The following is a 12,432-nucleotide window of genomic DNA, read 5'->3' as shown; positions in this document are numbered from 1 at the left end:
CTTCGGCGGCCCTACCCCGCTGCACCACCGAGCGGATGCGGCGAGGCGTCGATGCGCACCGTCACCAGCGTGCCCGGCGGCTGCTGGCCCGGATGCGCGTCCTCGAGGCGAACGGTCGCGAAGTGCTGGCGAGCGATCTCGCGCACGATCGGCAGCCCCAGGCCGGAACCGTCGGCCTCGTTGCCGAGCACGCGGTAGAAGGGTTCGAAGACCAGCTCGCGCTCGTGCATCGCGATGCCCGGGCCGTTGTCCTCGACCTGCAGCACCAGCACGTGGCCGAAGCGGTCGACCAGCACCCGCGCCGTGATCACGCCGGGCCGCTCGGGCACCGAGGACGTGTAGTTGAGCGCGTTGTCGACCAGGTTGCGCACCAGTTCCTTCAGCAGGGTCGGATTGCCCTCGAACACCACGCCGGGCGCGCCCGCCTCGGCGCCCTCGTAGCCGAGGTCGATGCGCTTGTCGATCGCGCGCGGCACGGCCTCGCGCACCACCTCGATCGTGAGCCGCGCGAGGTCGCAGGGCTGGCGCCCGATGTTGGCGCCGCTGCCCTCCGCACGTGCCAGCGACAGCAGCTGGTTCACCGTGTGCGTGGCCCGCACGCTGGCGCGCCCGATCTGCTTGAGCGACTGCTTCAGCTCGTCGGCATTGGCGCCCTCTCGCTGCGCGAGGTCGGCCTGCATGCGCAGCCCTGCGAGCGGCGTCTTGAGTTGGTGCGCGGCATCGGCCAGGAAGCGCTTCTGGGTGCCGATCGAATCGTTGAGCTTGTCGAGCAGCTCGTTGACGGACAGCACCAGCGGCACCACCTCGAGCGGCACCGCCGATTCGTCGAGCGGGCTCAGGTCGCCGGGCTTGCGCTCGCGGATGCGCGCCTCCACCACCGACAGCGGCTTGATGCCGCGCACCAGCGCCAGCCAGATCAGCAGCACTGCCAGCGGCAGGATGGCGAACTGCGGCAGCAGCACGCCCTTGATGATCTCGGTCGCCAGCACCGACTGCTTCTCGCGCGTCTCGGCCACCTGCAGCAGCGCGGGTGCGGCGTCGGGCGAACTGCCCGCGACCCAGAGCGAGGCCACGCGCACCTTGTGGCCATGCATCTGGCCGTCGCGCAGGCTCACGATGCCGGGCGTGCTGGGGTCGTCGGCGAGCGGCATCGGAATCTCGGGTTCGCCGCTCAGCAGCGTGCCGTTCCCGTCCAGCAGCTGGTAGTAGACCTGGTCGACATCGTCGCTGCCGAGGATCTCGCGCGCCGGCTGTGGCAGCGCGAGCTTGGTGCGGCCGTTCTCGAGGTCGATCAGCCGCGCCAGCGTCTGGATGTTGGATTCGAGCGCGCGGTCGAAGGGCGCGTTCGCGATGCCCTGCGCCACCAGCCACGTGACGCCGATGCTGACCGGCACCAGCAGCAGCAGCGGCGTGAGCATCCAGTCGAGGATCTCGCCGAACAGGGAGCGCTGGGCGCGCTGGAAGAGCTTGACCAAGCCTGGTGCCGCAGTCGGCGCGCGCGCCTACGAAGGAATCTTCTCGAGGCAGTAGCCGAGGCCGCGCACGGTGGCGATGCGCACCGGTCCCTTCTCGATCTTCTTGCGCAGGCGATGGATGTAGACCTCGATCGCGTTGAGGCTGACCTCCTCGCCCCATTCGCACAGGCGCTCGACCAGCTGGTCCTTGCTGACCAGCCTGCCCGCGCGCTGCAGCAGCACCTCGAGCAGGCCGAGCTCGCGCGCCGACAGCTCGACCATCTTGCCGTCGATGGTCGCCACCCTGCCCGCCTGGTCGTAGACCAGCGGTCCGTGCTTGATCGCGTTGCTGGTGCCACCCATGCCGCGCCGCGTGAGGGCACGCACGCGCGCCTCCAGCTCCTGCAGCGAGAAGGGCTTGGCCATGTAGTCGTCGGCGCCGTAGTCGAGGCCCTTGACGCGTTCCTCGACGCTGTCGGCCGCGGTCAGCACCAGCACCGGCAGCTGCGAGCCGCGCGCGCGCAGGCGCTTCAGGATCTCCAGGCCGTGCAGGTTGGGCAGGCCGAGGTCGAGGATCAGCAGGTCGAATTCGCTGTTGGTCATCAGGGCCGCGTCGGCCTGGTTGCCGGTGGCCACGTGGTCGACCGCCGAGCCCGAGGTGCGCAGGCTGCGCAGCAGCGCATCGGCCAGCACCTGGTCGTCTTCCGCAATCAGTATTCGCATCTTGAGTTCACCCCCAGCCTCGCTCACTTCGTGTAGCTCGGGCGCCCCCTTCCGGGGGCAATCCCAGCGGCCCGGCGGAGTCGGATCCGCGGGGTTTCTGGACTTGTTCGTGACAAGTCGCGTCGGATTCTAGGCTGCGGCGTAGGCTTCCAGACCGATCGTTACCACGGTGGCGATCTCGGCGCCGACGCTGGCGCGGAACTCGTCCTCGGCCTGCGCCACGGCCTGGCGGAAGGCCTCGAGCCACGCCAGGCCGTCGGCCGTGAACAGCACGCGGCGCGCGCGCGCATCGAGCGGGTCGGGCCCGCGCGTGACCAGGCCCCAGGCCTCGCACTGGTCGACCAGCGTGCCCATCGCCTGCTTGGTCATGCCGGCGCGTTCGGCCAGCTCGGTCAGCCGCGAGCCCTCGCGCGCGAGGTGCCGCGTGATGTGGATGTGGGCGGCGCTGACCTGGGCGCGGGCGGCCAGGTTCGACAGCGCCAGTGGCACGTCGGCGTCGTGCGCCATGAGCGCCAGCACGCGCTCGTCGAAGCGGCGCATCGCGTGGCCCAGCAGGCGCCCGAGGTGGGTCTGGCGCCAGGCATCGGAGTGAAGTTCCATCGCGCCATATGGTAAGGCAAACTGACCAAAATGAGGCTTCCGCTTTCGATATCCGCCGCTAAACTACTGTTCAAGCATCCAGCCTGTGATTAAAAGCAGAACATGATGCGGCTTCCGCAACCCATTGATTTTCCAGGAGTTCTCGACATGGACGCACTCGTCAAAGGCACCAGCATCTCGGTCCCCAACAGCGAAAAGGCCAAGGCCCTGCAGGCCGCCCTGGCCCAGATCGAAAAGCAGTTCGGCAAGGGCACGATCATGCGGCTCGGCGAGGGCGAGGCCCTGGAAGACATCCAGGTGGTCTCCACCGGCTCGCTGGGCCTCGATATCGCGCTCGGCGTCGGCGGCCTGCCGCGCGGCCGCGTGATCGAGATCTACGGCCCCGAATCCTCGGGCAAGACCACGCTCACGCTGCAGGTCATCGCCGAGATGCAGCGCCAGGCCGGCACCTGCGCCTTCGTCGACGCCGAACACGCGCTCGACGTGCAGTACGCCCAGAAGCTCGGCGTCAACCTGTCCGACCTCCTGATCAGCCAGCCCGACACCGGCGAGCAGGCGCTCGAGATCGTCGATTCGCTGGTGCGCTCGGGCGCGGTCGACCTGATCGTGGTCGACTCGGTCGCCGCGCTCACGCCCAAGGCCGAAATCGAAGGCGAGATGGGTGATTCGCTGCCCGGCCTGCAGGCCCGCCTGATGAGCCAGGCGCTGCGCAAGCTCACGGCCACGATCAAGAAGACCAACTGCATGGTCATCTTCATCAACCAGATCCGCATGAAGATCGGCGTCATGTTCGGCTCGCCCGAAACCACCACCGGCGGCAACGCGCTGAAGTTCTACGCCTCGGTGCGCCTGGACATCCGCCGCATCGGCACCATCAAGAAGGGCGACGAGGCCATCGGCAACGAGACCAAGGTCAAGGTGGTCAAGAACAAGGTCAGCCCACCCTTCAAGACGGCCGAATTCGACATCCTGTTCGGTGAAGGCATCAGCCGCGAGGGCGAGATCATCGACATGGGCGTCAACGCCAGGATCCTCGACAAGTCCGGCGCCTGGTACGCCTACAACGGCGAGAAGATCGGCCAGGGCCGTGACAACGCACGCGAGTTCCTGCGCGAGAACCCCGAGCTGGCGCGCGAGATCGAGAACAAGGTGCGCGAATCGCTGGGCATTCCGCTGCTGGCCGAATCGGCCGAAGGCGCTGCGGTCGCCGGCGACAAGCCCGAGAAGGCCGACAAGCCCGAAAAGGCGGAGAAGGCCGACAAGGCCGACAAGAAGTAAACGGCGCCCATGGCCTTCGGTGCGCCATCGCTCAAGGGGCGGGCGCTGCGCCTCCTGAGCCAGCGCGAGCATTCCCGCGCCGAGCTCGAGCGCAAGCTCAGGAAGTACGAGGAAGAGCCCGGCACCCTGGCGCGCGCGCTCGACGAACTGGCCGCCAAGGATTTCATCAGCGAGGCGAGGGTGGTGCAGTCCGTGCTGCACCAGCGCGCCGCGCGCATGGGCGCCGCGCGCGTGCGCCAGGAACTGCTGCACAAGGGCATCGCGCCCGAGGCGGTCGCCGAGGCGGTGGCCGGACTGCAGGGCAGCGAATTCGAACGTGCCCTCGAGGTCTGGAAGCGCCGCTTCGGCGCCGCGCCGCAGGATGCGACCGAGCGCGCCCGCCAGGTGCGCTTCCTGATGGCGCGCGGATTTGCCGGCGGCGTGGTGGCCAAGGTCCTGCGCCATCAGCCCGGCGATTGAGCCTCCCACGCCGGCGCCGACCCCAGCCGGCCCGCGACTACAGGTTCAGCATCAGCTTCAGGTTCTGGACCGCGGCGCCGCTGGCGCCCTTGCCCAGGTTGTCGAGCCGTGCGATCACCACCGCGTGACGATGGTCTTCATTGGGGAAGACGCGGATCTCGAGCACGTTGGTGTCGTTCAGTGCGGTCGGCTCGAGCTTGCCGTCTTCCGTCGGCGGCAGCACCTTCACGAACTGCTCGGGCGTGTTGCTCCTGGCGTAGTGGGCCGCGAGCGCGTCGTGCAGCTGGGCGGCGGTCGGGCGGTCGGGCAGGTCGTCGAGGTGCAGCGGCAGCTGCACCAGCATGCCCTGGCGGAAGTTGCCCACCGCGGGGATGAAGACCGGGCGCCGCGTGAGCCCGGTGTATTTCATGATCTCGGGGATGTGCTTGTGCTTGAGGCCGAGTGCGTAGGTCTCGAAGGCCGGTGCGGCGCCTTTTTCGTAGTCCTCGATCATGGTCCGGCCGCCGCCCGAGTAGCCGCTGACCGAGGGCAGGGCGATCGGAAAGCCCGGCGGCAGCAGGCCGGCGTCGACCAGCGGACGCACGATCGCGATCGCGCCGGTGGCATAGCAGCCGGGGTTGGCGACGCGGTCGGCACGGGCCACGGCCTCCTTGTGGCCGGCCGCGAGTTCAGGAAAACCGAACACCCAGCCGGGCGCCGTGCGGTGCGCGGTCGAGGCGTCGATGATCTTGGGGCGCCTGCCTTCGAGCTGGTCGATCAGCGCCACCGATTCGCGCGCCGCATCGTCGTGCAGGCACAGCACCACCAGGTCGACGCCGGCCATCAGCTCGCGCTTGGCGGCCGTGTCCTTGCGCAGCTCGGGCGCGATGCTCACGAGTTCGATCTGCGGCATCGTCTGGAGCCGCTCGCGGATTTGCAAGCCGGTGGTGCCGGCCTCGCCATCGATGAAGACCTTGGGCATGTGGAAGCCTCTTGTGCCTTGGGAGTAAATACGTATTGACCACAAATGCGGGTCTAACGTTGGTGCGGCGCACCATGATACAGTTCCCTGCTGTCCGCCGCCCCCGCCCCTCCAGGCGCCGTGGCCCGTGGACAACATCCAGTTCCCCCGGATTCCTCCCGATTCCTTCTCTTCTCTAAACCTCGTTCGAGAGACACCCTCATGAAGATTCACGAGTACCAAGGCAAGGAAATCCTTGCCAAGTTCGGCGTGCCGGTGCCGCGCGGCATTCCCGCGTACACGGTCCAGGAAGCGGTCGAAGCCGCGCAAAAGCTCGGCGGCCCGGTGTGGGTGGTCAAGGCCCAGATCCACGCGGGCGGCCGCGGCAAGGGCGGCGGCGTCAAGGTCGCCAAGACCATCGACGACGTCAAGAAGCTTGCCGGCGACATCCTCGGCATGCAGCTCAAGACGCACCAGACCGGCCCCGAAGGCCAGAAGGTCCGTCGCCTCTACATCGAGGACGGCGCCGACATCCAGAAGGAATACTACGTCTCGGCCGTCACCGACCGCGCGACGCAGAAGGTCGCCTTCATCGCTTCGAGCGAAGGCGGCATGGACATCGAGGAAGTGGCCCACTCCACGCCCGAGAAGATCGTCACCGAGTTCATCGATCCGCTGACCGGCCTCGGCGACGCCCAGGCCAAGAAGATCGCCGACGCGATCGGCATCCCCGCCGACTCCACCGCCCAGGCCGTGGACGTCTTCAAGAAGCTCTACGCCTGCTACATGGAAACGGACGCCTCGCTGGTCGAGATCAATCCGCTCAACCGCGACAGCAAGGGCAACATCATGGCGCTCGACGCCAAGTTCAACTTCGACAGCAACGCGCTGTACCGCCACCCCGAGATCGTCGCGCTGCGTGACCTCGACGAGGAAGACGCGGCCGAAGTCGAGGCCAGCAAGTTCGACCTCGCCTACATCAGCCTGGACGGCAACATCGGCTGCCTGGTGAACGGCGCCGGCCTGGCCATGGCGACCATGGACACCATCAAGCTGTTCGGCGGCGAGCCGGCCAACTTCCTCGACGTGGGCGGCGGCGCCACCCCCGAGAAGGTGACCGAGGCCTTCAAGATCATGCTGAAGAACAAGAACGTCGAGGCCATCCTCGTCAACATCTTCGGCGGCATCATGAAGTGCGACACCATCGCCACCGGCGTGATCGCGGCCTGCAAGGCCGTGAACCTACAGGTGCCGCTGGTGGTGCGCATGAAGGGCACCAACGAAGTCGAGGGCAAGAAGCTGCTGGCCGACTCGGGCCTGCCGATCATCAGCGCGGACACCATGGCGGAAGCCGCCCAGAAGGTCGTTGCGGCCGTCGCCAAGTAAGGAATCAGTCATGTCGATCTACATCAACAAAGACACCAAGGTCATCACGCAAGGCATCACCGGCAAGACCGGGCAGTTCCACACCGAGAAGTGCCAGGAATACGCGAACGGCAAGAACGCCTTCGTGGCCGGCGTGAACCCGAAGAAGGCCGGCGAGTCGATCTTCAACATCCCGATCTACGGCTCGGTCAAGGAAGCCGCCGCGCAGACCGGCGCCACCGTGTCGGTCATCTACGTGCCGCCGCCCGGCGCCGCCGCCGCCATCTGGGAAGCCGTCGAGGCCGACCTCGACATGGCGATCTGCATCACCGAAGGCATCCCCGTGCGCGACATGCTCGACGTGCGCAACAAGATGCGCGCCAAGGAAGCCGCGGGCGGCAAGAAGACGCTGCTGCTGGGCCCGAACTGCCCCGGCCTCATCACGCCCGACGAGATCAAGATCGGCATCATGCCCGGCCACATCCACCGCAAGGGCCGCATCGGCGTGGTCAGCCGCTCGGGCACGCTCACGTACGAAGCCGTGGCTCAGCTCACCGAGATCGGCCTCGGCCAGTCGACCGCGGTCGGCATCGGCGGCGACCCGATCAACGGCCTGAAGCACATCGACGTCATGAAGGCCTTCAACGAAGACCCCGACACCGATGCCGTGATCATGATCGGCGAGATCGGCGGCCCCGACGAGGCCGAAGCGGCCCGCTGGTGCAAGGCCAACATGAAGAAGCCGATCGTCGGTTTCATCGCCGGCGTCACCGCGCCTCCGGGCAAGCGCATGGGCCACGCCGGCGCGCTGATCTCGGGCGGTGCCGACACGGCCGATGCCAAGCTGGCCATCATGGAAGAAAGCGGCTTCACCGTGACGCGCAACTTCTCGGAACTTGCCAAGCGCCTCAAGGCACTGCTGTAAGAAGTCGCTAAGCTTCCTCTCGCTGGACCACACAAGAAGAAAGCGCCCGCAACCTCGTTGCGGGCGCTTTTTCAATCAAATAACAGTGGAATAAGAGACATGGAATTCCTTCAGACCACGGACTTCTGGATCGGTCTGCTCAAGATCGTCTGGATCAACATCATCCTGTCGGGCGACAACGCGGTCGTCATCGCCATGGCCGCGCGCTCGCTGCCGCCGCACCAGCAGCGCACGGCGGTGCTGTTCGGCTCGGGCGCGGCGGTGGTGCTGCGCATCGTCCTCACGGTGGTGGCGGCCAAGCTGCTGGCCTTGCCTTATCTGCAAATCGTCGGCGGCCTGCTGCTGCTGTGGATCGGCACCCAGCTGCTGCAGGGCGAAGAGGAGGGCGACGGCGAGGACAAGGCCTACGGCAGCATGACGGCCGCCGTGCGGACCATCCTGCTGGCCGACCTCGTGATGAGCCTGGACAACGTCATCGCGGTCGCCGCGGCGGCGCAGGGCAGCATGGTGCTGCTGATCCTCGGCCTGGCCATCAGCATCCCGCTCGTCATCTTCGGCAGCACGCTCATGATCAAGCTCATGGAGCGCTTCCCGATCATCGTCATGCTCGGCGCGGCCCTGATCGGCTGGGTGGCCGGGGAAACGATCGTCAGCGACACCATCCTGCGCGATATGCTCGTGGCCAATCCGTGGCTGCATTACGCAGCGGCGGCGGCAGGTGCGTTGTTCGTCGTGGCGATCGGAAAATGGCTGCAGAAGCGTTCCACCAGCCATTCCGGCGCTCCCGGCTGAACCGCGACACCAACCCTGAACCTCATCCATGGCGAATCCCGGCTCCTCCGTTTCCCTCGACACCGGCGTGCTGACGTGGGATTTCGCCGCGCTGACCGATCCGGGCCGGATCCGCGCCAACAACGAGGACACGATCGCCTTCGAGCCTTCGCTCGGCCTGGTATTGCTGGCCGACGGCATGGGCGGCTACAACGGCGGCGAGGTCGCGAGCGGCATGGCGATCGCGCTGCTGCAGGCTAGTTTCGGCCGCTGGCTCGCGCACGCGGGACCGTACGCGCACCCGAAGGCGATCAAGCGCGCGCTGCAGGCCGGCACCGACGAGGCCAACGCGGCCATCCTCGAGGCCGGTGTCGCGAACGTTCAGCTGCAGGGCATGGGAACCACGCTGGTGCTGTCGGCCTTCGGCTCGCAACGGGCGATCGTGGGGCACATCGGCGACTCCCGCTGCTACCGCCTGCGCGACGAGAAGCTCGAACTGCTCACGCGCGACCATTCGCTCCTGCAGGAGCAGCTGGACGCCGGCGTCATCACGCTGGAGGAGGCGGCGCTGTCGCCGCACCGCAACCTGGTCACGCGCGCGCTGGGCATCGAACGCCAGGTCGAACTCGAGATGCACGAACACGACGTCCGGGCGGACGACCTGTTCCTTCTGTGTTCCGACGGGCTTTCCGAGATGGTGTCCGACGCGCAGATTTTCACGCTTTTGTTACAAGATATCGGCTTGCCTGATAAAGCAACACTTTTGGTTGCAACTGCGAACGACAATGGCGGCCGAGATAACATTTCGGTTGTCTTGGCGCGTGCGGGCCGGCGAAAGTCCGCCGATACGGCCGGATAAACAGGGCTGTGGAAACCAATCTGCAAGGGCCACGACGTGAAAAACAGAACGGGATCGAGGAGCAAGACATGCCGAAACTGATCGTGTCGATCGACGGCGTCGTCATCAAGGACGTCACCCTGGCCAAGGACCGCACCACGCTCGGGCGCCGGCCCTACAACGACATCGTTGTCGACAATCTCGCCATCAGCGGCGAGCACGCCGTGCTGCACATGATCGGCGGCGATGTCTACCTCGAAGACCTCAACAGCACCAACGGCACCTACGTCAACGGCCGCGCCATCAAGAAGCAGGCGCTCGAGCAGAACGACGTGATCGAGGTCGGCAAGTACAAGATCCGGTTCCTGGCGGGCAGCCTGGCCAACACCGAGACCCTCATGCCCTCGCGCGCCCCGGCGCCTCCGCCCTCGGGCCCGATCCCGCTGTCTTCCGCGCCCACGGTGCAATCGCCGCTGGGCGGCGGCACGGCCGGGGCGGCCGTCATGCGGGTGCTGGCAGGCTCGGGCGTCGGCCGCGAGTTGTCGCTGCAGAAGGTGGTCACGACCATCGGCAAGCCCGGCCTCGCGGTCGCCGCGGTCACGCGCCGGCTGCACGGCTACGTGGTGGCCCCGATCGACGGCGAGACCCTGCTCAACGGCGAGCCGCTCGGCAGCGAAGCCGTGGCGCTGCAGGACGGCGACACGCTCGAGCTCGGCGGCACGCGCATGCAGTTCGTCATCGGCTGATCGCACGGCGGCCCTGAAGCCCCTGCGGCGCCTTTCCGCGCGCTGACCCGGATGAACGCCCTGCGACGCCACGGCGCGCGCATCGCCATCACGCTGTTGCCGGTCGCCATCGCGATCGCCCACGTGCTGGGCATCTGGCAACTGCCTTTCATCGAGCGGCTCGACCGCTTCGTCTACGACGTGCGGCTGCGCGCCACCATGCCCGAGACGCTCGATCCGCGCATCGTGATCGTCGACATCGACGATGCCAGCCTCGAGCAGCTGGGCCAGTGGCCCTGGAGCCGCGACCAGCTCGCGCGCCTGACCACCGAGATCATGGAGCGCCAGCAGGCGAGGGTGCTCGGCTTCGACGTGCTGTTCGTCGAAGCCGACCGCAGTTCGGGCCTGGCCGCGCTGCGCCAATGGATCGCCGGCCCGCTGCGCGACCAGCCCGGCCTGGCCGAGAAGGTCGAGCGGCTGGCGCCCGAACTGGACCACGACGGCGCCTTCGCGCGCGCGCTCGCGGGGCGGGACGTGGCGCTCGGCTTCTTCTTCACGCGCAGCGCCGTGCCGCGGTCCATCGGCCAGCTGCCGGCGCCGGTGCTCGCGGCCGGCAGCTTTCCCGACGGCCGCACGTATGCCACCCATTGGAACGGCTTCGCCGGCAGCATTCCGGACCTGGCCCGCGCGGCGCCCCTGAGCGGTTTCCTCAACGTGGTGCTGGACCGCGATCTCGACGGCGTGGTGCGCTCGGTGCCGCTGATCGCGCGCTACCAGGGCGCGGCTGCCGAGCCGGGTTACTACGAATCGCTGGCGCTGGCGGTGCACCGCGTCGCCACCGACCTCCTGCGCGTGGTGCCGGTGTTCGCGCCGCCGGGCCCGCTTCCCGGGGCGCCGCCGCTCGAGGCCCTCATGCTGTCGAACGACAGCGGCAGCGCCCGGCTGCGGATTCCGCTCGACGAGCTGGCGAGCGTGCTGGTGCCCTATCGGGGCGCGGGCGGTCCGGCCGGCGGCTCGTTCCGGTACGTGGCGGCCGCCGACGTGCTGCGCGGGGCGCTCGCGCCCGGCGAACTCAAGGGTCGGATCGTGCTGGTCGGCGCCACCGCGCCGGGCCTGCAGGACCTGCGCGCCACCCCGGTCGGCACCAACTTTCCTGGAGTGGAAGTGCACGCCAACATCATCTCCGGGCTACTGGATTCGCGGATTCCGGGCGTGCCGGACTATGCCGTGGGCTACGAGCTCGTGATGCTCGTGGTGGCCGGGCTGGCGCTGGCCGTCTTCCTGTCGATGAGCCGCGCGCCGCGCGCGGTGGCCGTCACGCTGCTGATCTGCGCCGGGCTGATCGGCCTCAACAGCTGGCTCTACCTGAGCGCCGGCCTGGTGCTGCCGCTGGCCGGGTCGCTGGTCACGGTGGCGCTGGCCTTCGTGCTCAACATGAGCTGGGGCTATTTCGTCGAGGCACGCGCGAGCCGCGGGCTGGCGCGCCTGTTCGGCACCTACGTGCCGCCGCAGCTGGTCAAGGAAATGCTGGCCGACCCGGGCCGCTACAGCATGCGCGCCCAGAACCGCGAGCTCACGGTGATGTTCTGCGACATGCGCGGCTTTACCCGGATGGCCGAGCAGATGGCGCCGGGCGACCTGCAGGATTTCCTCAACACCTTCTTCAGCCGGCTCAGCGAGATCATCAGCGCCCACCGCGGCACGGTCGACAAGTACATGGGCGATTGCGTCATGGCCTTCTGGGGTGCGCCGGTCGAGGCCGACGACCATGCCGAGATGGCGGTGCGCGCTGCCATCGAGATGGTCGCGGCGGTCGAGGCCCTGAACCGCAGCCACGGCCAGCGCGGGCTGCCGCAGGTCAAGGTCGGCATCGGCATCAACACCGGCCTGATGAGCGTGGGCGACATGGGCTCCGCGGTGCGCCGCAGCTACACCGTGGTCGGCGACGCCGTGAACTTGGCCTCGCGGCTCGAGGGGCTGGGCGTGCACTACGGTGTGGAGATCGTCGCCAGCGCCTCGACCCGCGCCGCGGCGCGCAGCCTTGCCTGGCAGGAGCTCGACAGCGTGGGCGTGCAGGGCAAGGCCCGCACGGTGCGCATCTTCACGCCGGTCGGCCCGAAGGAGCAGACGGACCCGCGGACGCTCGACACGCTCCTGCGTTGGGAGGAGGTGCTTGTAGCCTATCGCCGACAAGACTGGTTACAAGCTCAGGCTATGCTGGCGCCCCTGATGGCTGCAGATGCGGAAAAAGTCCTTTACCGGCTGTACGCGCAGCGTTTAGCCTCGATGTCATTGACGCCTGAAGACTCCCAATGGGACGGCGCCACCCGGTTCGATTCCAAGTAGTGGCCCGC

At 67.8% G+C, this 12,432-nt stretch carries 12 protein-coding genes; 8 read left to right on the top strand and 4 right to left on the bottom strand.

Going from position 1 to position 12,432, the window contains the following annotated elements; genetic code table 11:
* Positions 1 to 11 precede the first annotated feature (11 nt).
* The 3 genes from QTH87_RS17050 to QTH87_RS17040 form a co-directional block, all read right to left on the bottom strand.
* Positions 12 to 1,418: a sensor histidine kinase gene (locus tag QTH87_RS17050; RefSeq protein ID WP_286611201.1), complete on the bottom strand. Its 1,407-nt coding sequence runs from the start codon at positions 1,416 to 1,418 to the stop codon at positions 12 to 14.
* A gap of 84 nt (positions 1,419 to 1,502) precedes the next feature.
* The gene (locus QTH87_RS17045) at positions 1,503 to 2,177 is read right to left on the bottom strand and encodes a response regulator (RefSeq protein WP_286610827.1); all 675 of its coding nucleotides are present in this window, start codon (positions 2,175 to 2,177) and stop codon (positions 1,503 to 1,505) included.
* Positions 2,178 to 2,306: 129 nt separating this feature from the next.
* Positions 2,307 to 2,777 (bottom strand): MarR family winged helix-turn-helix transcriptional regulator, encoded by a 471-nt coding sequence (locus QTH87_RS17040; RefSeq protein WP_286610825.1) that lies wholly within the window; start codon positions 2,775 to 2,777, stop codon positions 2,307 to 2,309.
* 147 nt (positions 2,778 to 2,924) lie between these two features.
* Here QTH87_RS17040 and recA point away from each other — a divergent pair, with 147 nt between their 5' ends.
* Together recA and recX are read left to right on the top strand one after the other, a co-directional pair.
* Positions 2,925 to 4,055 carry a recombinase RecA gene (gene recA / locus QTH87_RS17035; protein WP_286610823.1) on the top strand — a complete coding sequence of 377 codons (1,131 nt, stop codon included), beginning with the start codon at positions 2,925 to 2,927 and terminating at the stop codon, positions 4,053 to 4,055.
* 9 nt (positions 4,056 to 4,064) lie between these two features.
* Positions 4,065 to 4,514: a recombination regulator RecX gene (gene recX, locus QTH87_RS17030; RefSeq protein WP_286610821.1), complete on the top strand. Its 450-nt coding sequence runs from the start codon at positions 4,065 to 4,067 to the stop codon at positions 4,512 to 4,514.
* Positions 4,515 to 4,551: 37 nt separating this feature from the next.
* Here recX and argC read toward each other — a convergent pair whose 3' ends face one another.
* On the bottom strand, positions 4,552 to 5,475 hold the full coding sequence (argC, locus tag QTH87_RS17025; RefSeq protein ID WP_286610819.1) for an N-acetyl-gamma-glutamyl-phosphate reductase: 924 nt from the start codon (positions 5,473 to 5,475) through the stop codon (positions 4,552 to 4,554).
* Positions 5,476 to 5,676: 201 nt separating this feature from the next.
* On the opposite strand from argC, the gene sucC reads away from it, so the two are divergent.
* The 6 genes from sucC to QTH87_RS16995 all read left to right on the top strand — a co-directional run bounded on the left by sucC (position 5,677) and on the right by QTH87_RS16995 (position 12,424).
* Positions 5,677 to 6,840: an ADP-forming succinate--CoA ligase subunit beta gene (gene sucC, locus QTH87_RS17020; protein WP_286610817.1), complete on the top strand. Its 1,164-nt coding sequence runs from the start codon at positions 5,677 to 5,679 to the stop codon at positions 6,838 to 6,840.
* A gap of 10 nt (positions 6,841 to 6,850) precedes the next feature.
* Positions 6,851 to 7,744 carry a succinate--CoA ligase subunit alpha gene (sucD, locus tag QTH87_RS17015; protein WP_286610816.1) on the top strand — a complete coding sequence of 298 codons (894 nt, stop codon included), beginning with the start codon at positions 6,851 to 6,853 and terminating at the stop codon, positions 7,742 to 7,744.
* A gap of 99 nt (positions 7,745 to 7,843) precedes the next feature.
* Positions 7,844 to 8,536 carry a TerC family protein gene (locus tag QTH87_RS17010; protein ID WP_286610814.1) on the top strand — a complete coding sequence of 231 codons (693 nt, stop codon included), beginning with the start codon at positions 7,844 to 7,846 and terminating at the stop codon, positions 8,534 to 8,536.
* A gap of 28 nt (positions 8,537 to 8,564) precedes the next feature.
* The gene (locus QTH87_RS17005) at positions 8,565 to 9,374 is read left to right on the top strand and encodes a Stp1/IreP family PP2C-type Ser/Thr phosphatase (RefSeq protein ID WP_286610812.1); all 810 of its coding nucleotides are present in this window, start codon (positions 8,565 to 8,567) and stop codon (positions 9,372 to 9,374) included.
* A gap of 68 nt (positions 9,375 to 9,442) precedes the next feature.
* Positions 9,443 to 10,099 carry an FHA domain-containing protein gene (locus QTH87_RS17000; protein WP_286610811.1) on the top strand — a complete coding sequence of 219 codons (657 nt, stop codon included), beginning with the start codon at positions 9,443 to 9,445 and terminating at the stop codon, positions 10,097 to 10,099.
* A 51-nt stretch (positions 10,100 to 10,150) separates the two neighbouring features.
* Complete coding sequence (locus tag QTH87_RS16995; RefSeq protein ID WP_286610810.1) at positions 10,151 to 12,424, top strand: CHASE2 domain-containing protein; 2,274 nt, start codon at positions 10,151 to 10,153, stop codon at positions 12,422 to 12,424.
* The last annotated feature ends 8 nt before the right edge of the window (positions 12,425 to 12,432 follow it).

Origin of the sequence: Variovorax jilinensis (genome assembly GCF_030316885.1) — a bacterium.
Lineage (GTDB): Bacteria > Pseudomonadota > Gammaproteobacteria > Burkholderiales > Burkholderiaceae_C > Variovorax > Variovorax jilinensis.
The sequence above is the reverse complement of the archived record's forward strand: the minus strand, read 5'-3'. Positions and strand labels throughout refer to the sequence as shown.

Excerpts from the sequence above, each read along its gene's own strand:
- QTH87_RS17050 (WP_286611201.1), bottom strand. The coding sequence starts at position 1,418 with ATGCTCACGCCGCTGCTGCTGCTGGTGCCGGTCAGCATCGGCGTCACG.
- QTH87_RS17045 (WP_286610827.1), bottom strand. The coding sequence starts at position 2,177 with ATGCGAATACTGATTGCGGAAGACGACCAGGTGCTGGCCGATGCGCTG.
- QTH87_RS17040 (WP_286610825.1), bottom strand. The coding sequence starts at position 2,777 with ATGGAACTTCACTCCGATGCCTGGCGCCAGACCCACCTCGGGCGCCTG.
- recA (WP_286610823.1), top strand. The coding sequence starts at position 2,925 with ATGGACGCACTCGTCAAAGGCACCAGCATCTCGGTCCCCAACAGCGAA.
- recX (WP_286610821.1), top strand. The coding sequence starts at position 4,065 with ATGGCCTTCGGTGCGCCATCGCTCAAGGGGCGGGCGCTGCGCCTCCTG.
- argC (WP_286610819.1), bottom strand. The coding sequence starts at position 5,475 with ATGCCCAAGGTCTTCATCGATGGCGAGGCCGGCACCACCGGCTTGCAA.
- sucC (WP_286610817.1), top strand. The coding sequence starts at position 5,677 with ATGAAGATTCACGAGTACCAAGGCAAGGAAATCCTTGCCAAGTTCGGC.
- sucD (WP_286610816.1), top strand. The coding sequence starts at position 6,851 with ATGTCGATCTACATCAACAAAGACACCAAGGTCATCACGCAAGGCATC.
- QTH87_RS17010 (WP_286610814.1), top strand. The coding sequence starts at position 7,844 with ATGGAATTCCTTCAGACCACGGACTTCTGGATCGGTCTGCTCAAGATC.
- QTH87_RS17005 (WP_286610812.1), top strand. The coding sequence starts at position 8,565 with ATGGCGAATCCCGGCTCCTCCGTTTCCCTCGACACCGGCGTGCTGACG.
- QTH87_RS17000 (WP_286610811.1), top strand. The coding sequence starts at position 9,443 with ATGCCGAAACTGATCGTGTCGATCGACGGCGTCGTCATCAAGGACGTC.
- QTH87_RS16995 (WP_286610810.1), top strand. The coding sequence starts at position 10,151 with ATGAACGCCCTGCGACGCCACGGCGCGCGCATCGCCATCACGCTGTTG.